A 25,231-nucleotide genomic window follows, 5' to 3' on the forward strand; every position below is an offset into this window, starting at 1 on the left:
AGTGTTGATTTTAGATTTTAGATTGAGAGGAAACCTTTGTCACTTTGCCACTCTGAATCTTTGTCCCTCTAAAAAGAACTATTTTTTAACAATCAACAAAGGTATTGAAATTTTATGTCTCAATTTGTCTACCGTTGTGCCAAAAAGAAGATCTTTCAGTCCAGTGTGGCCGTGGGTTCCCATAACGAGAATATCAAAATTTCCTTCGTTTATAATTTTTGAAATCACAACATTGGGTTTTCCAAAACCAAGTTCAGTTTCAATCCTGAATCCTTTTTTAGAAAGCATCTCTTTGTATTCCAGTAATAATTTTTCGTCGATTGTAGTTTCATGATCGTGAATGTTAACCCCATACATAAGCGCTCCAACAGTTTCTACAATATGAATCAGCGTATATTGTGTGTTGATTCCGCCTAATTCAAAAGCCCTGTTTAAAGCAGCTTCATCAGCATTTGAAAAGTCTACCGAAATAGCAATGTTCTGTAAACTTTGATGCTCTTTTGGAGAAAATTGCAATTTTAAATTGTGCGGAGAATGATTGGCAATGTTCGATTTCGCTTTTGCAATAAAAGGTTTCAATACAATGTATAAAAGCAATGTAGAAAAAGCAATCGCAAGCGGTACTACAGTTATCCATAAAATTATGGGATGATTTGAGCTCTCCAGCCAGGACGAGATTTCATCATAAACCAACTTCGCATTCAGAGAGACAATAATTGCAGCAATAATCCAGGAAACTACCTGAGTTGTTCTCGAAATATGAAAACCGTTCATTTTTGATTTATCACTCACAAAGTGAATCAGCGGAATAATGGCAAATCCTAATTGAAGACTCAAAATCACCTGACTCAGGATCAAAAGTTTTCCAGTTACACTTTCTCCATAAATCCAAATCACAATTAGGGCAGGAACAATTGCAATCAAACGCGTTATGATGCGGCGAACCCAAGGCTGAATTCGTAAGTGTAAGTAACCTTCCATCACAATTTGTCCTGCAAGCGTTCCCGTTACAGTCGAACTTTGTCCCGCAGCGATCAAAGCAACAGCAAAAAGTATTGGTGCCCACTTTGTACCCAATAAAGGTTCCAGAAATTGATGTGCATCCTGAATTTCGGCAACTTCAAACATTCCGTTTTTGTGAAAAGTCGCGGCTGCCAGAATTAAAATCGCAGCATTTACGAAGAAAGCCAAATTTAAAGCAATCGTTGAATCGATCAAATTGTATTTCAAAGCTTGTTTGATTCCGGCCGGACTTCGGTCAAATTTTCTGGTTTGCACCAAAGAAGAATGTAAGTAAAGGTTGTGAGGCATTACCGTTGCTCCAATAATTCCGATTGCAATATACAAAGCAGCCGAATTTGGAATTGAAGGCACAAGTCCCGCGATAATTTTAGAAACTTCCGGTTCTGCAAATATCATTTCGAAAATGAACGAAAAACCAATAATCGCAACCAAAGCAATAATAAAAGCTTCCATTTTGCGAATCCCTTTATTGATCAGGAATAATAGAATGAAAGTGTCTAAAACAGTAATCAAAACACCTTCAAATAGCGGAATTCCAAATAACAGATTAATCCCAATCGCCATTCCCAGAACTTCAGCTAAGTCACAAGCGGCAATGGCAATTTCAGCCAGAAAATATAAAATGTAGTTAATGAATTTTGAATAGGTTTCTCTTGAAGCCTGCGCCAAATCCCGTTGTGTTACAATTCCGAGTCTTGCACTTAAACTCTGCAAAAGCAAAGCCATTAAGTTACTCATTAACAAAACCCAGACTAAAGTATAGCCAAACTGACTTCCGCCGGCAATATCTGTGGCCCAGTTTCCCGGATCCATATATCCAACGCTTACTAAATATGCCGGGCCCAAAAAGGCTAATATTTTCCTGAAACCTGTTTTTTTATGTTCTGTAGAAACTGATTCGTGTACTTCTTCTAAAGATTTAGTCATTGTAAAAGTATTGTTTTCACAAATATATAGAAAAATGATATTCGCGGAACAATATTTTTAGGCGAGTCTAAAATTTATATGTTAGAATTCAAACATTTTGGACATAATCCTGATAACGTAAAATTTATCTCGTTTACTTTGTAATTGTGAGGCATAATATAACTGGGCTTAACATTTTCAAGACAAGTAATTTCATGACAGTTCTCACAGCTAAAATGAGCATGATTATGAATATGCACTCTTTGATGCGAATGATTGCATTTGGCATATTTTACCGTGCCATCAAGATTCGAAATTTTATGAATAATATCGTCATTTACCAGACGATCTAAAATTCTGTAAATGGTAACGCGATCGCAGACATCGTTCAATTGTTTTTGAATTTCAGTGTGAGACAGTGCTGTCTTCGAATTCTCAAAAACCTCCAAAACGGCCGTCTTTGCTGTGGTGTTACGTGTAGTTTTCATTTTGTTCTGAATTAAAAAATTTTAACGCAACAATGTTGCAATTGAATTTAATGTGTATATTTGCAACAAAATTGCATTAAGCAAAAGTACAAGAAATGAAGAAAACGACCTCATCCTTTTACGATATTTTAGGAATTTCAAGCGCGACTGTTTGCCTGGTTCATTGCTTGATTTTTCCTCTTTTAACGATCCTTCCGTTTGGCATAAGTCACAATCCTGTTATCGATTTACTATTTGCTTCAATAGGTTTATTTGCAATCCTCAAAATTACGAAAAAATCAAGTCTTTTGGTTTCGTCGATTTTGATTGTTTCAATGGCTCTAATCTGGATTAGTATTTTGACAGATTTATTCTTAGAGATTCATTTGGATCTCATTTATTTTGGCGGAATCGGAATAATCATCGGACATCTTCTCAATTATATAAACCATAAACACACGCACAAATGAGAAAACTACCTGTTACAATATTAAGCGGATTTCTTGGAGCAGGAAAAACGACGCTTCTTAATCATATTCTTCATAACAAAGAAGGATTAAAAGTAGCTGTAATCGTTAACGATATGAGTGAGGTTAATATTGATGCGCAACTTGTGAAAAATCAGCACACTTTATCCAGAACCGAAGAGAAATTGGTCGAAATGACAAATGGATGTATTTGCTGTACTCTGAGGGAAGACTTAATGATTGAAGTTGAAAAACTGGCAAAAGAAAACAGATTTGATTATTTACTAATAGAAAGTACAGGAATCAGCGAACCTATTCCGGTAGCACAAACTTTTTCATTTGTAAATGAAGATGAAAACATCGATTTGTCGCGATTTAGTTACATCGATACTATGGTTACCGTTGTTGACAGTTTTAATTTTTTTAAAGATTTTGGTTCAGTCAAAACCCTTCAGGAACAAAACATATCAGATATTGAAAATGATACTCGTACGATAGTCAATCTTTTGGTAGATCAGGTTGAATTTGCCAACGTTATTATTTTAAATAAAACAGATCTCATCGATGCAGAGTCATTAAAAATGCTTAAAGCATCCATTTAAAAACTGAATCCTGTGGCGAAAATAATCACTTCGGTTTTAGGAAAAGTAAATCCGAACGAAATTATAAATACAGGATTATTCAATTATGAAGAAGCCGAAAATTCGGCAGGCTGGATTAGGGAATTAGAAGGAATTCATACACCTGAAACGGAGGAATACGGAATAAACTCTTTTGTATTTAGAGATCCGAGACCTTTTCATCCCAGTCGATTATGGAATTTTATTACATCAGATTTTCCGGAGAACATCATTCGAAGTAAAGGATTATTATGGATGGCGTCACGACCAGAGCAAGCTATTAACTGGAGTCAGGCAGGCGGATCTATGAAAGCAGAAGGAGCAGGAGTCTGGTGGGCAAGTATGCCGCTAAGCGAACGAATGACATTTAACAGTTTTGTTGAATTTCAGGATATAATAGAGGAACGCTGGACATTTAATTTTGGTGACAGGCTTAATGAACTTGTTTTTATTGGCCAAAAAATAAAAGAAACTGAAATTCTCAACGAGCTTAAAAAATGCCTTTGTACAGAAGATGAAATTATAGATTATCAGGAAGGATTATTTCCAAAAAATGATCTTTTTCCAATATCAGGAACATTTTAAATATTTAAAAGCATGATAAATAGTAATATATATGATGTTATCATCATTGGCGGAAGCTACAGCGGATTATCTGCGGCCATGAGTTTAGGGCGTTCTCTACGCCAGGTTTTGGTTATTGACAGTGGTTTGCCTTGTAACCGACAAACACCGCATTCGCATAATTTTATCACACAAGACGGTGAAAAACCTGCTGTTATTTCGGCGAAAGCCAAATTGCAAGTCGATCTTTATAAAACAGTCCATTTTTATAACGGACTTGCTGTAAAAGCAGTAAGGAAAGAAAACGGATTTGAAATTTCAACGGAATCGGGCGAAGTTTTTAGTGCTGGGAAAATCCTGTTTGCAACCGGAGTTAAAGATCTGCTTCCGGAAATAAAAGGTTTTGCAGATTGTTGGGGTATTTCGGTTTTACATTGTCCGTATTGTCATGGATATGAAGTTAAAAATGAAAAAACAGCCATTATTGCCAATGGTGAAATTGGATTTGACTTTGCAAAACTCATTTCGAACTGGACAAAGGATTTGAGATTGTGTACCAACGGAAAATCGACTTTGACTTTAGAACAAACTGAAATACTTACGAAACATGGAGTTCAGATTTTTGAAGACGAAATCGATTCTTTTGAGCACAAAGAGGGATATATCCAAAATATTATCTTCAAAAATGATGTAAAAGTTGCCGTAAAAGCCATTTATGCAAGACCATCATTTGAACAGCATTGTTCCTTACCAATAGATTTAGGTTGTGAGGTAAGCGAACAAGGTTTATTAAAAGTTGACGCCATGCAGAAAACAAGTATTGCGAATGTTTATGCAAGCGGAGATTGTACTACTCAAATGCGATCTGTAGCAATAGCGGTTTCTACAGGCTCTTTCGCCGGAGCTGTAATGAATAAAGAACTCATCGAGGAGTATTTTTCTTTAATCTAGTTATTCAAACACATAGAGACATAGTTGTCGAAGGCTGTTAAAAAGCGTTCCACTAGCATTAATGCACATTGCCATGTTCTAAGCTAGCTTTTTAATGGTCTTCTTCGCCATTCTAAAAACCAAAAAACTATGTTTTTATGTGTGAATGACAAAAAACTAACATATTGACATGAATTGAGTTATAAATTTTTAAATTTAAAATCATTGTTTGTCAAATTTAATTTTTAGTTTTGTCTAAATTTAATTTTACAACGATGAAATATTTATTTTTGACAATATTAATAATTTCGACAAAAAGCATTTGTGCACAAAATATATCAGGAAAAATAATTGCAGATAGTCCTGTTGTGCAGGAAATAGATGTTCGTTTGTTAAATACGAACTATAAAACTCAAACCGATTCTTTAGGATTTTATAAACTCCAAAATATTCCAAAAGGAATTTATAAAATTTACGTGACCGCGGAGGGGTTCGAACCTCAAACCCAAAAAATATCTCTTTTAGAAAATCAGGATCTAAATCTGGATTTTGAATTAAAAGAAGATCAGAATGAACTAAACGAAGTAGTGGTTTCCGGAACTTTAAAACCGGTGAAACGTTTAGAAAGTGCCGTTCCGGTTGAGGTTTATTCTACAGCTTTCTTCAAGAAAAATCCAACACCAAGTATTTATGATGCACTTCAAAACATAAATGGAGTTCGGCCACAGCTAAATTGTGGTGTTTGTAACACGGGCGATATTCACATAAATGGTCTCGAAGGCCCTTATACTTTGGTTTTAATTGACGGAATGCCAATTGTAAGCAGCCTTTCAACAGTTTATGGTTTGTCCGGAATTCCGAATTCTTTGGTTGAAAGAATAGAAATCGTAAAAGGTCCCGCATCTTCTCTTTACGGAAGCGAGGCTGTTGGAGGTTTAATCAACATTATCACTAAAAACCCAACAAATGCTCCGGTTTTTTCTGCAGATTATTTTACAACAACCTATTTTGAAAATAATCTTGATTTGGGCATGAAGTTTAATGTCGGTAAAAAAGCAACCTCTCTTTTAGGTGTAAATTACTTTAATTACGATCAGATAATCGATAAAGACAAAGACAATTTTACCGATGTAACACTTTCTAAACGCATCTCAGTTTTTAATAAATGGAGTTTTCATAGAAATAATAACCGGCTTTTTACCATTGCAGCACGCGGAATGTATGAAGATCGCTGGGGTGGAGATATTCGTTGGGAAAAAAAGTATCGGGGAGGAGACGAAATTTATGGTGAAAGTATTTATACCAAAAGGGGAGAATTAATTGGGAGTTATCAATTACCATTTGAAGAAAAGCTGATGCTTTCTTTCTCCGGAAATGTACATTATCAGGATAGTCGTTATGGAACGACATCATACATTGCGAATCAAAAAATAGGTTTTCTGCAATTGACCTGGGATAAAAAAATAGGCCGAAATGATTTGCTTGCCGGAATTGCGAATCGATATTCGTATTATGACGACAATACTCCGGCAACAAAAAATGCCGAAAGTACCTGGTTACCGGGAGTTTTTGTTCAGGACGAAATTACGTTTTCGCCAAAGAGTCAGGTTTTACTGGGAGCGAGATACGATTATAACTCGATTCACGGTTCTATTTTTACACCCAGATTTGCGTATCGCTTTAAAGCAAATGAAAACACGATTTTCAGATTAAATGCCGGAACAGGTTTTAGGGTTGTGAATTTGTTTACCGAAGATCATGCAGCGCTTACAGGTTCGCGGGATGTTGTGATTAAAAGTGATTTGAAACCGGAGAAATCGGTTAACGTAAATTTGAATTATATTCAGAAAATTAACTTCGGAAATGGAACTTTTGTGGGAATTGAAACAACGGCTTTTTATACCCGTTTCAGCAATAAGATCATTTCAGATTACGAAACTGATCCTAATAAAATCATTTATGATAATATCGATGGCTATGCTATCAGTCAGGGAATCAGTACCAATGTCGATGTTAATTTTACCAATGGTTTAAAGTTTATTCTGGGGGCAACGGTTTTAGATAATAAAAACGTTCAGGATGGAATTTCAGAAAGACCTTTTTTAACCGAAAGATTCACCGGAACCTGGAGCATATCGTATAAAATTGAACCCTGGAATTTATTGTTGGATTATACGGGAAATGTTTACAGTCCGATGAAATTGCCTTTGCTGAACGAATACGATCCGAGAAATCCAAATTCACCTTGGTACAGCATTCAGAATATTCAGTTTACCTATACAGGCTGGAAGAATTTTGAACTATATGGCGGAATCAAAAACTTGCTGAACTTTACTCCAAAACAAAATAATCCGTTTTTGATTTCGAGAACCAATGATCCTTTCGATAAAAATGTGCAGTACGATGCGGCAGGAAAAGTAATGGTTACGCCAGATAATCCATACGGATTGACTTTTGATACTACTTATGTTTACGGACAAAATCAAACGATTCGCGGGTTTATCGGGTTACGGTATAATTTGAGGTAAATTTATGGTTTATAGATTATACTAATTCTACGGATTTTGTTTGTTCTGTAAATTTTTGATTACTATTTGTCAGGCTGAGCGAAGTCGAAGTCCCGCTCCAATTGACGAACCTTAGACTTTGCTCAGGATGACAATCCTTTTCAATTTATAATCTGAATTGTATGTTTAAAAAAGAAATCCCTTGAATCTGTTAAATCTGTGATTAAAAAATACAACCATGAAAAAACTATTTCTATTAATCTTCTTCTTCGGAATAACTTCAACAGGATTTTCCCAATTGAAAAGCAGCACTTTTGAAGAAATTGACAGTTTGCAACTAATTCAAAAACGAAAAATCATTGTTTTCATTCATACCAATTGGTGTCAGTTTTGCCAGCGAATGAAAACCACGACTTTCAGGAATCAGGAAATTATAGAGAAGCTAAACTCCAATTTCTATTTCATTGATTTTAATGCCGAAGAAAAACGTGATATTATGTTCAATAATCAAACCTTTAAATACAAACCTTCGGGAAATAATGTTGGTGTTCACGAACTGGCTTTGCAGCTTGGAACGATTAACAATCAAATTGTATATCCGGTTTTATGTGTTTTGAATGAGAAAAACGAAATCATATTGCAGTACAACAACTATTTAAGTCCAAAGAATTTTAAACTTCTTTTAGGGAAACTGGAAGAATAAATTTTCTTATTTTTGAGAATGAACTCTTCGCAAATTAAACATTTCGATTACATTTTTACCGGAACAGGTCTGGCATCCTTAATGACGATTTATAAAATGGTTTTGTCTGGAAAATTCACTGATAAATCTATTTTATTATTAGATCAGGATTCAAAGAAAACAAACGACAGAACCTGGTGTTTTTGGGAGAAAGAAGAATCAATTTGGAATCCTGTTATTTCTAAAAAATGGGATCTGGCTTTGTTTGCCAATAAAGATTTTAAACGAGATCTTGAATTAAAACCCTATACCTATAATAAAATCAGTGGATTAGATTTTTACAATTTTGTTTTTGAAAGGATCTCAAATCAGCCGAATATTACTTTTTTAAACGAAAAAGTAACCGATATCAACGAACTCGAAACACATGTTTTTGTTGGTACAGAAGAAAATAGATATACAGGCAATTATTTATTCAATAGTATTTATACAAAAGCTTTCGCCGAAAGTCAAACAAAATACCCCGTTTTACAACAGCATTTTGTGGGTTGGTTTGTAAAATCAACATCAGAAGTTTTCAATGCGGATGAAGTTACATTCATGGATTTTTCGGTAGAGCAAAAAGAAAACACACGATTTATGTATGTTTTGCCCACTTCTGCAACAGAAGCTTTGGTAGAATATACGTTGTTTTCAGAAAAACTGCTTGCTACAGAAGAATATGAAGGGGAGATTCAGCTCTATTTGCAGCAACTCGGAATTCTTCAATATGAAATTATCGAAAGAGAGCAGGGAAGTATACCAATGACTTGTTATCCTTTTTGGGAAAAAAATACCAGGCGAGTTTTAAACATTGGTACTGCTGGCGGCTGGACAAAAGCAAGTACAGGGTATACGTTTAAAAATTCCGATAAAAAATCTTCAGAATTGATTGAATTTATCACTAATAAAAGTGCTTCGACTCCGCTCAGTATGAAAACATTTCATAAAAAAAGCCGATTTTGGTTCTATGATTTATTGCTCCTAGATATTCTTTATCGTCATAATGAATTGGGAAGTTCAATTTTTTCGTCTTTATTTAAAAAAGGAAATCCACAATTGATCTTTAAGTTTTTAGATGAAGAAACAAATTTAATCGAAGATTTTCAAGTGATTATGAAATGTCCAAAAGTTCCGTTTATAAAGGCTTTATTTAGGGTTATATTTAAGTAATAATCGGTTTAGAGTTAACATTCGACTTTATGACTTTCCAACTTTTGACATTATCGATTGAACTATAACAAAACTTTATACTTCAAATTAAGTAGTTGCGTGTAAACTTTGTAACTTTGCAGATCAAAAGTAAAATTTAAAAATAAAGAATATGTATCCAGAAGAAATGGTAAAACCAATGCAGGCTGAACTTACAGTTGCTGGTTTTCAAGATTTACATAGTGCTGAAGCTGTTGAGAATGCTATCAAAGCCGAAGGTACCACTTTAGTTGTTGTAAACTCTGTTTGCGGTTGCGCTGCAAGAAATGCACGTCCGGGAGCAAAAATGAGTTTGGATAATGCTAAAAAACCAGATCACCTTATCACCGTTTTTGCTGGTGTTGACAAAGAGGCAGTTGATGCTGCAAGACAACATATGTTTCCTTTTCCTCCATCATCGCCATCTATGGCTTTGTTCAAAAACGGAGAATTGGTTCACATGTTAGAGCGTCACCACATCGAAGGTCGTCCAGCTGAAATGATCGCTGAGAACTTGCAGGATGCGTTTAACGAATATTGCTAATTCATTAAGCTCTCAGATACTAAGAAGCTAAGGTTCTAAGTTTAGGAACAAAGGTTCAAAGTGACAAAGAAACAAAGATTTATAAAAGCACCGTTTGGTGCTTTTTTTATGGACTAAAACTAAAAACGTAGAGCCTTAGCTTCTTGGTAACTTAGCACCTTCAAAAACCTTTGCCACTTTGAATCTTTTTCCTTACTTTTGCACTTTCAAAAAAATAATTTCTAAACTTAAAAATGTTTATAGCATGCAACTGTATAACACTTTGAGCGCAGAAGAAAGAGCCATCATGATCGATGATGCCGGTAAACAACGACTAACGTTGTCTTTCTATGCGTATGCCAAAATTCAAGATCCCAAAAAATTTCGCGACGATTTATTTCTAGCCTGGAATGCACTTGATGCTTTAGGCCGAATTTATGTTGCCAATGAAGGAATAAATGCTCAAATGAGTATTCCTGCCGAAAATTTAGAGGCTTTTAGAACCACTCTTGAAGTTTATGATTTCATGAAAGGCATTCGTTTAAATGAGGCTGTAGAACATGATGATCATTCCTTTTTAAAATTAACTATTAAAGTGCGTCACAAAATCGTTGCCGACGGTTTGAACGACGAAACTTTTGATGTAACCAATATAGGCGTTCACCTGAAAGCCAAAGAATTTAATGAAATTCTTGATGATCCAAACACGATTGTAGTTGATTTTAGAAATCACTACGAAAGTGAAGTTGGGCATTTTAAAAATGCGATTACTCCGGACGTTGAAACGTTTAGAGAAAGTTTACCCATCATCAACGAACAGCTTCAGAACCATAAAGAAGATAAAAATCTGGTGATGTATTGCACCGGAGGAATTCGTTGTGAAAAAGCAAGTGCATACTTTAAGCACCAGGGCTTTAAAAATGTATTTCAATTAGAAGGCGGAATCATCAATTATGCTAAACAACTTAAAGAAGAAGGTTTAGAAAGCAAATTCATTGGAAAAAACTTTGTATTTGATAATCGTCTTGGAGAAAGAATTACCGATGATATTATCTCGCAATGTCACCAATGCGGAAAACCTTGCGACAATCACACCAATTGTGAAAATGACGGTTGTCATTTGTTGTTTATTCAATGTGATGATTGCAAAGCTGCAATGGAAAACTGCTGTTCTACAGAATGTTTAGAGATTATTCATATGCCTTTGGTTGATCAGGTAAGATTGAGAACCGGAAAACAAGTTGGAAACAAAGTGTTTAGAAAAGGGAAATCTGAAAATCTAAAATTCAAACACTCAGGTGAATTATCAAATACTCCATTAGCTGAAGCTCACTCGAACGTAAGCGAACAGGCGAAGCAAAAGCCAGCCGATATTCGTCAAAAAGTAAAAGTAAAAAAAGTACTTCTTGGAAAAGCCGAGCATTATTATGTAAAAGCTCAGGTAGGACAGTTTACGATTGAAAACCAAGAGTTAAACAGCGGTGATAAAATTTTAATTTCGGGACCAACTACGGGTAATCAGGAATTGATTTTAGAAAAAATGATTGTTGACGGAGCCGAAACTACAGCGGCTAAAATTGGTGATAAAGTTACTTTTGAGGTTCCTTTCAGAATTAGATTATCTGATAAAGTATACAAGATTTTAGATTGAATTTAAAATAAGTGTTGCGGCATTTACGTTAAATTTTGATAATATAGAACAAAGCCCACGGTTTCAATCGTGGGCTTTTTTAATAATATACTGCGAATAATTTTTAAAATATAGACTATGATATAAATCATAGGAATCTAATCTATACCCGCATTATTTTTGTCAATTGTTAGATGACTAGATTCGAAAAACATATCATTGGAATAATAAAACAAAAATGACACTTACTAATAAAATTGAACTCATGGCTCCTGCGGGAGACTTTGAGTCACTTCAGGCTGCTTTAGATAATGGCTGTGATTCTGTATATTTTGGTGTTGAACAACTTAATATGCGAGCACGTTCGACGGTCAATTTCACGATTGATAATTTAAAAGAGATTGCCAATCGCTGTGAAACAAAAAACGTTCGAAGCTATTTGACTTTAAACACTATTATTTACGATCACGATTTATCTGTTGTAAAAACATTATTGACCAAAGCCAAAGAAGCTAATCTCACGGCCGTAATTGCTTCAGATCAGGCTGTAATCGCTATGGCAAGATCAATAGGAATGGAAGTTCATATTTCGACTCAGCTGAATGTCACGAATATTGAAACCATAAAATTCTACAGCTTGTTTGCCGATACAATGGTTTTAAGTCGTGAATTGAGTTTGCGTCAGGTAAAGAATATTACAGACCAAATTGAAAAAGAACAGATCAAAGGTCCAAACGGAAATTTGGTTGAAATTGAAATTTTTGGTCATGGTGCTTTGTGTATGGCGGTTTCGGGAAAATGTTATTTGAGTCTGCATTCACATAACTCCTCTGCGAATCGCGGTGCCTGTAAACAAAACTGCCGAAAAAAATATACCGTTATCGATCAGGAAACCGGCTTTGAGATCGAACTTGATAATGAGTATATGATGTCGCCAAAAGATTTATGTACACTTGATTTCTTAGATCAGGTTATAGATTCAGGAATTCAGGTTTTAAAAATCGAAGGACGAGGCCGTGCGCCGGAATATGTGGCAACAGTTATAAAAACCTATCGCGAAGCTATTGATGCTTATTATGACGGAACTTTCTCAAAAGAAAAAGTTACAGTTTGGATGCAGGCTTTAGAAACAGTTTACAATCGCGGATTCTGGTCAGGATATTATCTGGGTCAGGAACTAGGAGAGTGGAGTGCTATTCCGGGATCTGCAGCAACGCAGAAAAAGGTTTATGTTGGAAAAGGGACTCATTATTTTCCAAAAGCAGAAGTTGGTCAATTCAAGATTGAAGCTTACGATATTAAAATTGGAGATAAAATTTTGGTTACAGGACCAAGTACTGGCGCTCAGGAAATGATTATCGACAAAATGTTTGTAAATGATGCCACTGGAGAAAAAGCAACTAAAGGCGACGATTGTACTTTCAAACTTCCGTTTAGAATCAGAATGTCTGATAAACTATATAAAATTGTTGAGGCATAATGGTTATTGTTACTTTACAAAGAGATAAATGCATTGGTTGCAATTACTGCGTTGAGATGGATCCTGTACATTTTCAAATGTCCAAAAAAGACGGAAAATCGGTTTTGATTCATTCGGTAAATGCAAAAGGATTTTTTACATTAAAATCTCCCAATCATACAATTGTCGAGAGTTGCGAATTGGCCGCGAAAGCTTGTCCGGTTAAGATTATTACAGTTAAAGAAACTTAGGGTAATTTACTTTATTATAAATTCAAAGCCCCATATTTGTGGCTCTTTTTTGTTTTATTATAGAATAAAGATTGTTTTTTAGATTTCTATCAGGATTTATGTCTATTGCTATTAAATATAAAAATCAGGATGCTGAGTAAGGCAATAAATAAGCATAATGGAGAAAAAAAATGTGTATCATTTATTCCAAACTTTGTGGATTTTATGGTTTTAAAAAAGCCGAAAAATTTGAAATCCCCAATTGCCCGCAACAAGAAAACAATTGCAATAAGCAATGTACCATATCGAAAATAGGTTCTTTTGATATATTTGTCAGGCAAACCAACATTGGCAACCGTTATAATTGCTAAAAGGAGCAATCCGGATGCTACAATCAAACTGTCAGACATGCTTGGATTTAATTTATGCAATCCGTTTGAACTTGTTGGTAAAACGTCATCATACCAAAGTTTACCACCAAAAGCCCAATAAAAATGTACTATCGAGAGCAAGGTAAAAACAACAGTGTTTATAGTAACAGCAATAATCCAGATGTTTTTTTGAAGAGTATTGTTTTTCATTTTGTTAGTTAAATGGCCAGGTAATAAAAATACAAAACATATAGATCATAAACGAAATTCCTGACAAGAGTATCATTGTTATAAAGGACAATAATGAATGTTGATTGCTTTTGTGCTGAAAGATCCTTACAATCAATAGAATTAAAGAAATAATAAATTGAATACCATACAAATACATTATACAGGCAAAATATAAGGAACATATAGAAAACCATGTATTATTTAAGACCCAATAAAATGTAAAGAGTCCTGAAATGATAAATAGCAGGAAGAGAAGAATGCTTATTTTAATATTATTCTTCCAGATGGAGTTTGCCGTTGTTTTAGAGATTGTATTATTCAAATCTTGACCAATTTCCAGAGTTGAGTTTCCCCAGTAATTTTTTTTCATATTTTGGATTGCAGATAAAAAGAACAGACTCTGTTAGCTTATCTTTTTCTACTTTCTCTATAAAGGCTTTATCTTTTTCTGATACAACATTATTTGGACTAGAAAAGTTGAGCGCTGATTCAGTTACTAGTTTGACGATTTTTTTATCATTACTCCAATTTAATACTTTATAGTGAATGAAACCTGCATTACTTTTTGAAATTACTGGTTCTACTCCGAATTCTGCATTTAGTTCCGTAATCAATTTATTTATGGTATTATTATCAGATTTCGCAACAGCATTAATTAGCATTAACTCTCCATTTTCAGTTGTCATTGATTCCAACCTAGAGAAAAGGAATTCTTTATACTGGGCAACAGTATCCTGCTTGGGAGAGTATTTGGTAACATTATATTGTATTCCAAAAATTTTATTCTTATCACCTTTCCAATCAATATCATATTCCTTTATGGTATCTTTTTCAACATATTGTTTATCACTTGAAAATTTAATGTTTTCTCTTTTCATAGCATTAGAATAGAATTTATCAGCATTTAGATCGAAACTTAGTTTTTGGAGATTAAAAATGCCGTTATTGTATTCCTGTCCTTTACAAGAAGTGATAAAAATACTCATGGTTAATATTAAAAAAACAAGTAAAAAATACTTTTTCATGTTATAATCATTCTGTTAAATATGTACGAATCATATTTTTATTATTGAAAGTTGAAATTTGTTTTACTGGGCAGAACAGTCGTGCTTTTGTCTATCTCTTTCCTAAAAAAATCTTACAACCCATAAAAATCGAAATTGCAAGTATAATGCAGATCACAATATCAAACGCCAGATTAAAATAAAGAACTTTTGTTAATTCTGCTGATGGTGGTGGTGCCTCCATTCCGCCATAACGAATAAAAAATGTTACCGGAAAACCATATTCGTCATTACCATCATATCGAGAGTCCAAATTTGCAGTTAAGAAAGTAATTGCTGCAAAAATGATTGTTCCTAATATGCCAATAGTTATAATTTTTTTCATTTTAAAAAGGTTATGGATGTATAATGATATTCTAGTTCAATAATTTTTTATAAACGGATGGGACTCTTTTATTAATTTCCCATTGTAATAAAAATACAGTCAGAATGCCCCGCTCCCTGAAGTCTTCTTAAATAAGCAAATGTTATTTTTTAGCAGCAATCGCTTAATTTTTGAAGACTTATTTTTAAAGACCTCTTTGTCGGTCTTGGTTTACTGACATTTAAATTTTCGATTTTTCTTTTACCAAAAAAACGGAATAGTCGTCTTTTGCAAAAATGGCAAAATTCAATTCTGGATGCTTAAAATAATAGAGCTTATGATTATATCTGTATTGTGAATAAGCCGGCACAGGATCATCAATGTTTTTTGTCATTTCCAGTATTATGCCTATGTTTTCTTTTTTTATCATTAGGTTAACATAACCAAGACCATTCCAATGTGATTGAGTGGAATTTCCATTAGGACTTCCCCATTTGGGGCCACTGCCTTTTTCAAAATGTTTTTTTTGAAAATAAGCTAAGTACAGATAAGGGTTTTCAACTTCAGGCTTATCGTTATTTGCTTTGTTTTTAAGTTTTTCGAAGTTTTTCGATTCGTTTTTTGGAGGATGAAAAGTGTAATCAAATAAATTTTTTCCAAAAAGATCGTAGCATTTATCGTCTTTTATAAAAATCATATGCTCAGCTTGCTTTTTTACTGTATCGGTAGCATAATATTGGTTGTTTTCATCGTAATGTACTGCAATGGATGCGTTGTAGTACGACCTAAAAACCTCCTTTAAATTTTGGCTGGTAAAATCATTGTTAGTGTTAAGTGGGATGTAAGAATGTGGCATTTTACTGCCAGTTGAGGGCCACGAATTGTAATAATTTGCAAATAACATATATCCGTTTACAATTTCTGGTTTTTCATTGTCAAAGGAGAGAGAATCAATAAGGTTTCCTTCTTTGTTTAGCTTATAAAAGGTAGTCAGATTTGATCTGTCTGAATTGCCAGTACTGTCGTTGGGTTCTGTATACTTGCAGAGTATTACATTATGATTGATACTGTCATATATAGGGGCTTGGTATTCTAAATTGTTAAGGGTATTTGTTTTAAAAAATAATGACATTTGATATTTAGGTGATGCCGGGGATTGTTCGGGTATTTTATACGAAAGATATTGTGCTGGTAATTGCTCTTTGGGAAATAAATTTCTGACCGAAAAATCGGAAATATTGTATATAACAATAAGTACTACAAGAATTAATGAAACAGCTATTAACATTTTTTTAGTTTTCATAGTTACATTTTCATGTTTTTGAACAAGATATATTACATTTTAGAATGGTGTTATATTATGATAAATCATTATTTTTTAAAGATGGACTAATTCTCTTTACATTCATCACTAAGCAAGATTATTCAATATAAAATTGATGACAATGCTGGTGATAAGCCCGCTAATAATTTATATACAGAACATATAAGTATTAATTGTTTTTTTTATATAAAAAGCTTGTTATTTGGTTTACTTATAAATCATAAACAAATTAATCTAAAAATCCTGCTTGCATATTATCAGGTAAATTGGATATTTTAATGAGAGATATTTCGAGTAAGAGTTATTGTGCTGTCTTCAATCGATTTCTTTTCTATATTCAATTTAAATTTAAAATCATTCTGAAGCTTTGAAGTTAATTTATCAATAAATATGGTAAGGTTTTCAAATTTCAGCCCCAGAAATATGGTGCCAATACTAATGTAATATTTTTTGCATCCTACAATATCAATCCGGTATACCAAGTTGTTTTTTTGAATTATTCTTATCTTACGAAGGTGCTGTAACGGAATCGTTATATTTTGTTTACTGTTTTTAAAAGTCAATTCTTTTTCATTTAGAGACATTGTGATTACATTTCCAAATATTCGGTTGTATAACAATTCCGATAGCCACAAAGTAAGTATTGTAGCGCCTCCAATCATAAAAACAAGATAGAATCGGGTGTGTTGCCAAAATCCTATTAATTGAAAAAGAAGATCGTGTACTTTTAAATAGTATAATACGGCAATAATTGATATTATGGTAATAAAAATGAATACAAATACACCTATGCTTTTAGTTGTAAAAATATTTCCTGTTGTTTCAACTTGTTCCATTTACTGATGTTTTAAGTCTATTCTGCTCATGTTTTTTGTTTACCAACAGTTAGTTTGCTATGTTGTTTAGTATCAGAAAGGCAACAGACGAATAATCGATTTGAGAAAAGAAATTCATTTTTATTTCCATATTTTAAAAAAGATAAATGTTAGTCAGTTTATTCAATTTTGATATTCAGTTTGTTAGAAGTGATTTTTAGTTTAAATGAACCGTTGTTGGCTATGCTGTGGCTATCATCCTCATTATGTTCAAACCTGCTAAAATAATCTGTATTGCTTTTGAAAATGGTATACTCAAATAAGCTTTGAGGGAATTCATAATTTCCTTTTTCTTTGGCAAGCAGATATATATTGCAAATAGGGGTTTTTATATACATACTACTATCCAGTTTTTCGATTACTTTTTCTCCAAAAAATATTGGTCCTGCATCCAATATTTCAAATTTGTTATCAAGATATTTTTGAAGATTGTCTATGCCAGTCAGATCATCTATCTCTACGTGTTTTGTAATAGTAATGGTGTTTTTTTTACTTTTTATAGAGATATTGTTGTCTGGTGTTTGTATTGTACTCGGTACTTCATGTTGTACATTACTGAATTTTGAAAACTCATATAAAGTAAGTACAATAGTATCTTTTACTTGGTATACATCTCTATTTGGTACCCAAACCATTTTAACAGCATTTTTATCACCGGATTGTATTGTGTCAACTACAGTAATAGAAAAAGGTTGTGATATGTATTCTTTGCCTTTTACTTTAATAGATACAGCAGGGATTTCTATTGTGCCTAAATGGGTTGGCATTGCGTAGTCATAAAGAGAGTAGCCTGTTTCTTGTTTATGAATATGCTCTTCAGCAATACCATTTGTTAAGGTCAATCCATCAGGGTTAATCATTTTAAACGAACCAATATCCGGTTTCTGGTTAAACCGAATCTCAAATACTTGAGATTTCCCCATTTCTAGAACAGGTTGTATAATAACGTTTATCATCGCAGATGTCTTTTTAATGGTAGAAGAAGAATTGCTTTTCTTTTGCTGACATGAAGCAATTGTTGTAAGTAATATCAGCACTAATGGTATGATGTTTTTCATTATATAGTTCAATTATTGTTTTTCGCTCTGCAAAGTCTTCTATAGAACTATAATAGCATTTAGCAGTTTGATGCTTTGTGAACACTTCGTGGAAAAGGAGATTGGTTTCAGTAAATCAAAACCTGTCATTACACCACCATTGGTCAAATGTATTAGGACAAACGGCTCTCATGCTTTCTTCGTTATCTTCTTCCCATTCAAAATTTATTTCGGGTTCTTTGCTGTATTCAAAATCGTATTTGGTAGCCTCTTCGTCAAAATCTTTTTCAAATTCTTCTTCAATTACACCCATTGGCAAATATGAAACGTCTTCCCATTCAGGTATATCTTCTTTTTGTATTTTATTAAATTCGTCATTTAGACTATCGGCATCTTCAAGGGCTTTATAAAATACATTTTTACCTCTTGTAATCAGCCAGTTTCTAAAATCCATAAAACCGTCGTCACTGCACCCGCCCATAACAATATAAGCTACTGCCCATAAATCCTGCTTATAAGCTTTGTGCTTTAAATCCCGAAATATGCAGTCATAAGCGATAATCTCTTTTATGCTTAATTTTTTAAGTTCTGATACCAGTAATTCCTGCTGTTCATCCAGAGTGGGATAAAGTGTATTGGTAGTTTTTAAGGATTTTTCGATTATTTGCCAGAATTTATCTTCGGTTAAAACTTCTGTTGGTTGTAATTTCATAGTCATGTTTTTAAAGTTTTTTCATTAAGGATTAATCAACATAATCATCTCCATGGTATTTTTTTCTTATTTCTTTGGTATAATAACAAAATATAAGACCATTTATATCCATGCTATTATTTTCGATTTTGTCTTCAATCCATTCGGCGATATCATCTACAGTTGAGTTTGAACCCAAATTTGTGCTTAAATCTTCAAGTGTAAATTCTGTTGAAGATGATATTACGATAATACCACATTCTTCATTTTCTTTTATTTTTTGGGTAATTCCATCAGCTATAAAACATGTAAAGTACGTTTTATCATAAGTTCTGCCTACCAAAGCTGTTTGTTCTCCTGTTTCCTGCAGTTCGAGCCAGGCATCGGTACCCATAATATACGATAACGGGTCTCCAGCATCCATGGCATAATCTTGTAATTCATTAATTTCGTCTTTGAATAAGGTAACAATAATCTCTTCTCCTAAAAGGAGACAAAAAGGTTGGTTTTTCATAGTTTATTAATTGTTTTATCAGTATTATTTTGTTTTGAGTGAATTAATTGGATATAAAATCAATTACCAAGGCAGTTGTTTCCAGGTCCTGTTTCTAATGAATTGATACAAGCAACCTGTTGCTCACTATAAACTGCTCCCAAAGCAATTTTTCTGTATTGAGCAGTCGATAAAGTGGAATTTTTATTTAAATGAATTTTATTGAAAAGCCCTTTTGTTACTTTTCGGGTATTTTGAAAAAAAGGTAGAACAGATACTTTAAAATAATAACCTCCTATAATTGTGATAATTATGATTAGGACTATGTTATTTAAGATTTTGTTCATTTTGATATAATTTTGATTTTAATTACCAAAATTATTCGCTCTCAAATATTAATCAAGCCCTTGAAAGACAAAAGGATAATAGAATAAGGCAATTTTTAAGGCTGGCTTTTTAAAGGAATCAGTCTTTGGTTACATTTGCCAGTTTAGCAGTTTCTAATCCGGATAAACTGCCTTTTTTATTGATACCCTGCCAATCCGATATTTTTCCGTTTACATTAATTTTGATACCAACGGAATCTGGTGTATCATAGATTAGGTATTTTATGCTGCCACTATTAAATTGCAGTTCGTAATTTGTATTTTGTTTCCTGAATTTAAATATGGCTTTATCTGCTTTTTCGACGCTGGAAGGATGTGCAAAAGAAATAAACTTGTATTCATTATTTTGTTGAAAAGCATAATACAATGTATTATCAGCATTAAATAAAATGATATGTCCTTTGCCATTTTTTGTGTCGAATGAAAGCAATTTATTGACTTCCGGTTCATAGAGCGATAAAGAGGTAAAAGGAACCCATTTATTATTTTCCCATTTTTTGCCTGTTATTTTCGAAAAAGGCATCGAGCTATATCCTTCTTCTTCAAAATTTGCTATTTCTTTGGCTTCTATTCCGGACACACTGTAGTATGCAGAAACATGTAAAGCAGCTCCGCCACTACCGGATGTTATAAGCCGTTTGTTTTTGGTATCAATGTCAAAAGAACCGCCACGTACACAATGAGCACCATTATATACATCACTGATACTCTTACTGTACACAAATGTGGTTGCGGTATTTACAAAAACATGTGCTGTTGCCTGCGGATTATAGCAGCCATCATCATTTATCATGGTTTCATAAATGAGAATATCTTGTTTTCCATCAAAATTTACATCACCCAAAACCTCAATATTTTTGTCAGCAATACTTTTGAATGCAATAGTTGGAACAGTTTTATTTATCTGTGGTTTTAAAAGTTCTTTTTCGCCATACTCTAATACTGTTTTTTTGCTGGTGTTTTCTGTAAGCTTGTAGTATTCTTTTGTTTCTGAGTTTGTGGTTTGGGAAACAAAATATAAGGTGTACCCTTTCATAAAATCATGAATAAGATATGCTTTATGTGCCTGAGCGGCGCACAGTTCTGTTAAAAGAAAAAGGACTAAACAAATCTTTTGTTTCATGATTGCTGTATTGATGAGGTTTATCAAAATTATATTTTTACTCCCAATTCTTTACTACATGTAATAAATGCTCCATGATTTTTTTCTTATCATATTCCTCAAATTTATCTGCTGTGATATTACTGTTCAAGAGATAATCTGTAGAATCGTATCCGTCTTTGCCAAAATCATCTGTTGCTTTGTTGACTGTTTCATAAAATTCATAATAGTCATTGTAATCCAGTTTGTCTTTCTCTAAGATGCCCTTTAATTTTGTAACAAAATAGTTTTTTACATTGTTTTTGTATTTACTTTTTACAATGGGAAGAAGTGCTTCTTCGCCTTTTTCAAATTGTACTAATGCATTTTGTTGTTGTTTTTCAGTGTATTGAATCATATCTGTTATCAGTTCTTTCTCTTTATAATATTCCATGAAATCATAATCTGGCATTAACCCGTTATCAATAAACCAGTCAAGACTTTTATCAAATCGTATTTTCAAATCTTTTATCTGTTCTATATTTTTAATCGTTTGTATTTGCTTCATATAGTTAGCATATTCTTTGTACTCTATACTATTAAAAAAAGCAAGTATCTGATATTCTTTCCCTACTTTGCAAACAAAAAAGAGATTATAGTAAACTCTTCCCTGATACCCTATTGATGGATTTAGTACACAGCCTCCGCCATTGGTTAAAAGAGACGAATAATAATCTTCGCCATCTGTATAATTTCGAATAGTAAGTTTTTTGGGTATTGCAGAAAGTTTGTTTTTTAGAATAGTATCGATTTTATTTACAGCAATGTAATACTCAGTGGTAAAATCATTTTTAGCGATAGTATCGTATTTAAAATCATCGCTTGCAAAAATAAAATCACTTTTAAGGATTGCTTTACGAAGGTTCAGGTTTTGGGCAGATCCTGTAAAACCTAAACCTATTACAGTTACAAAAAGAAGTAATTTGATTCGCATAATGATTAAATGTTTTTGTTTTTATGGATAAGTCAAAAAGTTTGTTTGGGTAAATGAGTGCTGTTTTTTTATTCTCCTGAAACTTCAAGTTCATCAAAATCTTTAATTTCAGATAGTTTAATAAGTTTGCTTTTATTCATTTTTGTTACGGTTTTTTCAAAAACTTCTTCACCGCTATCGGCATTATCGTTTGTGTTGTGGTCTACAATCTTCTTTCCTGTTAAAAAGTTTATACTCGTTTGACTTTCAACAACAGGGCCGTGATTGTTGCTGGCATCATAACCAATGAGCTCAAGATCTGAGTTTTGATATCTAAAAGTATATTGCCAATATCCATATCTTCCGTGACCGTAATTGATATATAATTTTGCATTTTTTATCTCAAAAGATAACTCCGGGGCAAAATAAACTCCTCCGTCTTCGTTTTCAGATGAAAAACAGTCATAATTTTTAGCAGCCAGTTCATAGCCGTCGTTTTTGTTTAAGAGTACTATAATTCCTCTTCGGTTTCGGTCTAACCTGCCACGATATTCGTCTTTTATAATTTTACTTTTGTCTGTGCCTTTAATGATCAGAATACAGTCTTCGATATTATCTTTGTTTAAATCACCATAGATCGTATCAGAGATGATGTAGTTTTCAGGAACAAAATCTTCAGGGCTTTTTTTTGTGTCGGTTGTAGACACAACATCTTCAGGTGTTTCTTCTACAGTATTTAAAGTTTCTACAGTACTTGCGGGTTCTTTTTTTGTTTTTGTGTCATTACAACTAATGATTGTTGTAAGCGTTATCAAAATGCCGGTTAAAATCAGGTTTTTATTCATAATGGTTTGGTTGACTTTTTGCTGTTTGTTTTTTGCCTTGTAATTTTCTTGTAGAAAATAGTATAGCTGAAATTAAAAAAACCATCCCTAAAATAATAAGGATGGCTTAAATTTAATGCGATTTATTTACATTACATCAGTGTATTCTTTTTCGTCGATACATTCTGACGGATCTGACGGATTATAATATACGGTTATCTTTTCGCCAATTTCTTTTCCTGTAGCTGTATTGTCAAATATTTTTACAGTTTGTAATTTATCATCTTTGTCTCTAAATTGTACTGTCCAGAAAGTATTTTTTTTAATAGCACTTCCTCGCTGTTCTTTGGTTAAAATGGTTCCTTCGGCCTGTACATAAGTCTCGTATTTTTTTCGGGTATCATTATGACTGAATGAGTCTGGTCCAAATTTGTACATCCAGAATGCGCCTGCACCTGCTAATACTACAAGAACAATAAAAACGATTTTTGCTGCTTTACTTTGCATAATTTTTTGATTTAATGGGTTATTTATGGATAGTTACATTATCTAAATAATAGCTATTATTTATGTAAATTAATGTTCCGCTGAATTTGAATTTGCCGTTAGGTAATTCCTGACCATCATCTGTGCAGAATTTTAAAGTCTTATTAGAAAAGTTCTTTTCGGCCAGAACAACATTTCTTTCCTTCTCTCCAAAAAGCATCACTTTATTTCCTCCAAAATATAAATTTGCTTCAATAAGTTTTTCTCCTTTACAATCTTGTTCTGTCCTAATTTCCATTTTACTTTTCTCACCAAGTCTTACATTGGCAAACATGCCGCAAAATGCAGGATAACCTTCTACCTCGATTAATTTACCATTCCGGGATTGATCATTTTCAAGTGATTTAATTTGCTCAAGGGTGAGCAACTCTCCTTGTTTTGATGGTTTGCGTTCTTTTGTACATCCGGCAAAAAATAAGGTCAGGATTAATAAAGAGGCTGTTAATCTGGTTGTAACTTTGTTTGTTTCTACTGTTTTCAATTTATAATTTTTTTGTGCTAAAAACTTAAGGTTTGGTAAAGTTATTGACGCAAAAATAAATAATTGTAAAAGTGACAAAGAGCCTTAAAAGACATATAAACAATAAGATAAGACAAAATGAAGTGTTGTTAATTCTAATATAACCATGGTTATTCTAAAGTTGCTCTCTCATCACAGTCTTTTATGGCAAACTTTCCGTTTTTGTATACCGCTTTTCCTGTTGTTGTCTTTCCTGCCGCAGGATCAATACATTTACCATAAGAAATGACTTTGTTTTTGTAATCAAAAGTTATTTTTCTTGCGGGCAATGACTGATGTTCAGGATTTGAATTTGGAGGATTTTCAATTTCGGTAAAATTGCAAACGGTTAGTTTTAATCTGTTCTCGAAGGCTTTTTTCTTTATGTATTGACCATTGTTTAATTGATAAACATAAGCATAATTGCATGAAAAGACCAAATCGTCTCTTTGTTCGATCAATAGAAATTCGTTAGGATTCAAAGTATGAATCTGTGTAAAGTATTCATGTTCTTTATTGTTTTTTAATATAATCTTGTATCCCTTAATTTTATTGTTTTCTTTTATAGCTCTCGTTATATAATTAAAATGATAAAGTTGGCTGGCATACGTATAGAGAATGAAATTTTTGTCTTCTGATTTCTGAATTTTTAAACAAAATGCGCTGGTGTCACATTTTCGCTGGAGTTCTCCTGTCGAAAATTGCGCAATTTTAGAACCTGTAATTAGTTTTTCGAATTCTTTTTCGAAATTCAAATGCAAAAGGCTGTCATTCCCGGCAGAAGTCGTTGCTTTTTCTTCATATTCACTGAGTGTTTTTAAAAAATTCTTGTTATAAGATTCCTGCGCAGACAAAGGAGCTTTTGTAAACACCTTGCTTATTAAATATTTTTCATCTGGTTTTTGAATGATGCTGTCTTCATCTTCAATTGTTGGAGTTGTTTTAAAGATTAACTTGCCGTTTTTTATCATCATTTCGACATAATCATTTTTATGAGTCTGTGCCGGAATTACCAATTTACTCCCATCAAAGGAAGCATGCAAGATAATAGGAGGCGCTTCGCCAGTACCAATATCTATAAAGGTGGCGTAGCTTTTACCTTTTTCAAATTTTATTTCGACTGTATTGGTATAATATTTTCTTATAATTATCCATTTTCCTTCAAAAAGGGTTTTGATGTTTTCTGGAATTGGATGGTTTTGACCAAAAGAAAATCCGATTGAACAAACGAATGAGAATATTGTGAGAATGGATTTCATTGCTCTGGTTTTGAGATTTATATAATTAGCTATTT

The 25,231-nt window shown here is 33.1% G+C and carries 26 protein-coding genes and 1 pseudogene; 10 read left to right on the forward strand and 17 right to left on the reverse strand.

The genetic code is table 11. The features are described 5' to 3' along the window. Nucleotides 1-78: 78 nt before the first annotated feature. Nucleotides 79-1,950 (reverse strand): Nramp family divalent metal transporter, encoded by a 1,872-nt coding sequence (locus tag A4F88_RS06840; RefSeq protein WP_068841835.1) that lies wholly within the window; start codon nt 1,948-1,950, stop codon nt 79-81. A 74-nt stretch (nt 1,951-2,024) separates the two neighbouring features. Continuing rightward, nucleotides 2,025-2,417 carry a Fur family transcriptional regulator gene (locus tag A4F88_RS06845; protein WP_068841836.1) on the reverse strand — a complete coding sequence of 131 codons (393 nt, stop codon included), beginning with the start codon at nt 2,415-2,417 and terminating at the stop codon, nt 2,025-2,027. A 95-nt stretch (nt 2,418-2,512) separates the two neighbouring features. On the opposite strand from A4F88_RS06845, the gene A4F88_RS06850 reads away from it, so the two are divergent. From A4F88_RS06850 to A4F88_RS06895, 10 genes and pseudogenes are all read left to right on the forward strand, one after another. Further along, nucleotides 2,513-2,866 (forward strand): MerC family mercury resistance protein, encoded by a 354-nt coding sequence (locus A4F88_RS06850; protein ID WP_068841837.1) that lies wholly within the window; start codon nt 2,513-2,515, stop codon nt 2,864-2,866. Then, nucleotides 2,863-4,068, forward strand: a pseudogene (locus A4F88_RS06855) (GTP-binding protein). Before A4F88_RS06850 ends, A4F88_RS06855 begins: the two are co-directional and overlap by 4 nt. 12 nt (nt 4,069-4,080) lie before the next feature. Further along, nucleotides 4,081-4,998: an NAD(P)/FAD-dependent oxidoreductase gene (locus tag A4F88_RS06860; protein ID WP_068841838.1), complete on the forward strand. Its 918-nt coding sequence runs from the start codon at nt 4,081-4,083 to the stop codon at nt 4,996-4,998. A 254-nt stretch (nt 4,999-5,252) separates the two neighbouring features. After that, nucleotides 5,253-7,505, forward strand: coding sequence for a TonB-dependent receptor (locus tag A4F88_RS06865; RefSeq protein WP_068841839.1), 2,253 nt, complete (start codon nt 5,253-5,255; stop codon nt 7,503-7,505). Between the two features lie 217 nt (nt 7,506-7,722). Next, a complete protein-coding gene (locus A4F88_RS06870; protein ID WP_068841840.1) occupies nt 7,723-8,187 on the forward strand; it encodes a thioredoxin family protein in 465 nt (154 codons plus the stop codon). 18 nt (nt 8,188-8,205) lie between these two features. Next, the gene (locus A4F88_RS06875) at nt 8,206-9,378 is read left to right on the forward strand and encodes a lycopene cyclase family protein (RefSeq protein WP_068841841.1); all 1,173 of its coding nucleotides are present in this window, start codon (nt 8,206-8,208) and stop codon (nt 9,376-9,378) included. 151 nt (nt 9,379-9,529) lie between these two features. Further along, nucleotides 9,530-9,940 carry a BrxA/BrxB family bacilliredoxin gene (locus tag A4F88_RS06880; RefSeq protein WP_068841842.1) on the forward strand — a complete coding sequence of 137 codons (411 nt, stop codon included), beginning with the start codon at nt 9,530-9,532 and terminating at the stop codon, nt 9,938-9,940. 244 nt (nt 9,941-10,184) lie between these two features. After that, on the forward strand, nt 10,185-11,570 hold the full coding sequence (trhO, locus tag A4F88_RS06885) for an oxygen-dependent tRNA uridine(34) hydroxylase TrhO (protein ID WP_068841843.1): 1,386 nt from the start codon (nt 10,185-10,187) through the stop codon (nt 11,568-11,570). Between the two features lie 217 nt (nt 11,571-11,787). Beyond that, nucleotides 11,788-13,029: a peptidase U32 family protein gene (locus tag A4F88_RS06890; RefSeq protein WP_068841844.1), complete on the forward strand. Its 1,242-nt coding sequence runs from the start codon at nt 11,788-11,790 to the stop codon at nt 13,027-13,029. Beyond that, nucleotides 13,029-13,259 (forward strand): ferredoxin, encoded by a 231-nt coding sequence (locus A4F88_RS06895; protein ID WP_042563582.1) that lies wholly within the window; start codon nt 13,029-13,031, stop codon nt 13,257-13,259. Before A4F88_RS06890 ends, A4F88_RS06895 begins: the two co-directional genes overlap by 1 nt. A gap of 89 nt (nt 13,260-13,348) precedes the next feature. Here A4F88_RS06895 and A4F88_RS06900 read toward each other — a convergent pair whose 3' ends face one another. The 15 genes from A4F88_RS06900 to A4F88_RS06970 form a co-directional block, all read right to left on the reverse strand. After that, the gene (locus A4F88_RS06900; RefSeq protein ID WP_068841845.1) at nt 13,349-13,819 is read right to left on the reverse strand and encodes a DUF3995 domain-containing protein; all 471 of its coding nucleotides are present in this window, start codon (nt 13,817-13,819) and stop codon (nt 13,349-13,351) included. 335 nt (nt 13,820-14,154) lie between these two features. Continuing rightward, the gene (locus A4F88_RS06905) at nt 14,155-14,865 is read right to left on the reverse strand and encodes a hypothetical protein (protein WP_143155009.1); all 711 of its coding nucleotides are present in this window, start codon (nt 14,863-14,865) and stop codon (nt 14,155-14,157) included. Between the two features lie 91 nt (nt 14,866-14,956). Then, a complete protein-coding gene (locus A4F88_RS06910) occupies nt 14,957-15,229 on the reverse strand; it encodes a hypothetical protein (RefSeq protein WP_068841847.1) in 273 nt (90 codons plus the stop codon). A gap of 220 nt (nt 15,230-15,449) precedes the next feature. Beyond that, the gene (locus tag A4F88_RS06915) at nt 15,450-16,511 is read right to left on the reverse strand and encodes a hypothetical protein (protein ID WP_068841848.1); all 1,062 of its coding nucleotides are present in this window, start codon (nt 16,509-16,511) and stop codon (nt 15,450-15,452) included. A gap of 296 nt (nt 16,512-16,807) precedes the next feature. After that, entirely contained in the window at nt 16,808-17,368 is a 561-nt protein-coding gene (locus A4F88_RS06920) for a hypothetical protein (RefSeq protein ID WP_068841849.1), read from the reverse strand. Nucleotides 17,369-17,526: 158 nt separating this feature from the next. Continuing rightward, nucleotides 17,527-18,465: a BatD family protein gene (locus tag A4F88_RS06925; protein ID WP_068841850.1), complete on the reverse strand. Its 939-nt coding sequence runs from the start codon at nt 18,463-18,465 to the stop codon at nt 17,527-17,529. Nucleotides 18,466-18,580: 115 nt separating this feature from the next. Next, nucleotides 18,581-19,156, reverse strand: coding sequence for a DUF4240 domain-containing protein (locus A4F88_RS06930; RefSeq protein ID WP_068841851.1), 576 nt, complete (start codon nt 19,154-19,156; stop codon nt 18,581-18,583). A 31-nt stretch (nt 19,157-19,187) separates the two neighbouring features. After that, nucleotides 19,188-19,649 carry a hypothetical protein gene (locus tag A4F88_RS06935; RefSeq protein ID WP_068841852.1) on the reverse strand — a complete coding sequence of 154 codons (462 nt, stop codon included), beginning with the start codon at nt 19,647-19,649 and terminating at the stop codon, nt 19,188-19,190. Nucleotides 19,650-19,708: 59 nt separating this feature from the next. Beyond that, nucleotides 19,709-19,975 (reverse strand): hypothetical protein, encoded by a 267-nt coding sequence (locus A4F88_RS06940; RefSeq protein ID WP_068841853.1) that lies wholly within the window; start codon nt 19,973-19,975, stop codon nt 19,709-19,711. Nucleotides 19,976-20,093: 118 nt separating this feature from the next. After that, nucleotides 20,094-21,137, reverse strand: coding sequence for an XAC2610-related protein (locus tag A4F88_RS06945; protein WP_068841854.1), 1,044 nt, complete (start codon nt 21,135-21,137; stop codon nt 20,094-20,096). A gap of 37 nt (nt 21,138-21,174) precedes the next feature. Then, nucleotides 21,175-22,089, reverse strand: a complete 915-nt coding sequence (locus A4F88_RS06950) for a hypothetical protein (protein ID WP_068841855.1) — start codon at nt 22,087-22,089, stop codon at nt 21,175-21,177. A gap of 68 nt (nt 22,090-22,157) precedes the next feature. Beyond that, nucleotides 22,158-22,913, reverse strand: coding sequence for a hypothetical protein (locus tag A4F88_RS06955; RefSeq protein WP_245179051.1), 756 nt, complete (start codon nt 22,911-22,913; stop codon nt 22,158-22,160). Between the two features lie 126 nt (nt 22,914-23,039). Next, on the reverse strand, nt 23,040-23,399 hold the full coding sequence (locus tag A4F88_RS06960) for a DUF3592 domain-containing protein (RefSeq protein WP_068841857.1): 360 nt from the start codon (nt 23,397-23,399) through the stop codon (nt 23,040-23,042). Nucleotides 23,400-23,418: 19 nt separating this feature from the next. Beyond that, nucleotides 23,419-23,919 (reverse strand): hypothetical protein, encoded by a 501-nt coding sequence (locus A4F88_RS06965; protein WP_143155010.1) that lies wholly within the window; start codon nt 23,917-23,919, stop codon nt 23,419-23,421. Nucleotides 23,920-24,068: 149 nt separating this feature from the next. Further along, nucleotides 24,069-25,196: a hypothetical protein gene (locus A4F88_RS06970; protein WP_068841859.1), complete on the reverse strand. Its 1,128-nt coding sequence runs from the start codon at nt 25,194-25,196 to the stop codon at nt 24,069-24,071. Nucleotides 25,197-25,231: the final 35 nt, after the last annotated feature.

The sequence above is a fragment of the Flavobacterium chilense genome (genome assembly GCF_001602525.1).
GTDB lineage: Bacteria > Bacteroidota > Bacteroidia > Flavobacteriales > Flavobacteriaceae > Flavobacterium > Flavobacterium chilense.

What these genes read in the sequence shown, in the direction of transcription:
- A4F88_RS06960 (WP_068841857.1), bottom strand. Translation starts at nt 23,399, where the DNA reads ATGCAAAGTAAAGCAGCAAAAATCGTTTTTATTGTTCTTGTAGTATTA.
- A4F88_RS06880 (WP_068841842.1), top strand. Translation starts at nt 9,530, where the DNA reads ATGTATCCAGAAGAAATGGTAAAACCAATGCAGGCTGAACTTACAGTT.
- A4F88_RS06890 (WP_068841844.1), top strand. Translation starts at nt 11,788, where the DNA reads ATGACACTTACTAATAAAATTGAACTCATGGCTCCTGCGGGAGACTTT.
- A4F88_RS06875 (WP_068841841.1), top strand. Translation starts at nt 8,206, where the DNA reads ATGAACTCTTCGCAAATTAAACATTTCGATTACATTTTTACCGGAACA.
- trhO (WP_068841843.1), top strand. Translation starts at nt 10,185, where the DNA reads ATGCAACTGTATAACACTTTGAGCGCAGAAGAAAGAGCCATCATGATC.
- A4F88_RS06870 (WP_068841840.1), top strand. Translation starts at nt 7,723, where the DNA reads ATGAAAAAACTATTTCTATTAATCTTCTTCTTCGGAATAACTTCAACA.
- A4F88_RS06920 (WP_068841849.1), bottom strand. Translation starts at nt 17,368, where the DNA reads ATGGAACAAGTTGAAACAACAGGAAATATTTTTACAACTAAAAGCATA.
- A4F88_RS06910 (WP_068841847.1), bottom strand. Translation starts at nt 15,229, where the DNA reads ATGAAAAAAATTATAACTATTGGCATATTAGGAACAATCATTTTTGCA.
- A4F88_RS06970 (WP_068841859.1), bottom strand. Translation starts at nt 25,196, where the DNA reads ATGAAATCCATTCTCACAATATTCTCATTCGTTTGTTCAATCGGATTT.
- A4F88_RS06915 (WP_068841848.1), bottom strand. Translation starts at nt 16,511, where the DNA reads ATGAAAACTAAAAAAATGTTAATAGCTGTTTCATTAATTCTTGTAGTA.
- A4F88_RS06955 (WP_245179051.1), bottom strand. Translation starts at nt 22,913, where the DNA reads ATGAATAAAAACCTGATTTTAACCGGCATTTTGATAACGCTTACAACA.
- A4F88_RS06865 (WP_068841839.1), top strand. Translation starts at nt 5,253, where the DNA reads ATGAAATATTTATTTTTGACAATATTAATAATTTCGACAAAAAGCATT.
- A4F88_RS06940 (WP_068841853.1), bottom strand. Translation starts at nt 19,975, where the DNA reads ATGAACAAAATCTTAAATAACATAGTCCTAATCATAATTATCACAATT.
- A4F88_RS06900 (WP_068841845.1), bottom strand. Translation starts at nt 13,819, where the DNA reads ATGAAAAACAATACTCTTCAAAAAAACATCTGGATTATTGCTGTTACT.
- A4F88_RS06850 (WP_068841837.1), top strand. Translation starts at nt 2,513, where the DNA reads ATGAAGAAAACGACCTCATCCTTTTACGATATTTTAGGAATTTCAAGC.
- A4F88_RS06895 (WP_042563582.1), top strand. Translation starts at nt 13,029, where the DNA reads ATGGTTATTGTTACTTTACAAAGAGATAAATGCATTGGTTGCAATTAC.
- A4F88_RS06950 (WP_068841855.1), bottom strand. Translation starts at nt 22,089, where the DNA reads ATGCGAATCAAATTACTTCTTTTTGTAACTGTAATAGGTTTAGGTTTT.
- A4F88_RS06935 (WP_068841852.1), bottom strand. Translation starts at nt 19,649, where the DNA reads ATGAAAAACCAACCTTTTTGTCTCCTTTTAGGAGAAGAGATTATTGTT.
- A4F88_RS06840 (WP_068841835.1), bottom strand. Translation starts at nt 1,950, where the DNA reads ATGACTAAATCTTTAGAAGAAGTACACGAATCAGTTTCTACAGAACAT.
- A4F88_RS06845 (WP_068841836.1), bottom strand. Translation starts at nt 2,417, where the DNA reads ATGAAAACTACACGTAACACCACAGCAAAGACGGCCGTTTTGGAGGTT.
- A4F88_RS06925 (WP_068841850.1), bottom strand. Translation starts at nt 18,465, where the DNA reads ATGAAAAACATCATACCATTAGTGCTGATATTACTTACAACAATTGCT.
- A4F88_RS06930 (WP_068841851.1), bottom strand. Translation starts at nt 19,156, where the DNA reads ATGAAATTACAACCAACAGAAGTTTTAACCGAAGATAAATTCTGGCAA.
- A4F88_RS06905 (WP_143155009.1), bottom strand. Translation starts at nt 14,865, where the DNA reads ATGAAAAAGTATTTTTTACTTGTTTTTTTAATATTAACCATGAGTATT.
- A4F88_RS06945 (WP_068841854.1), bottom strand. Translation starts at nt 21,137, where the DNA reads ATGAAACAAAAGATTTGTTTAGTCCTTTTTCTTTTAACAGAACTGTGC.
- A4F88_RS06860 (WP_068841838.1), top strand. Translation starts at nt 4,081, where the DNA reads ATGATAAATAGTAATATATATGATGTTATCATCATTGGCGGAAGCTAC.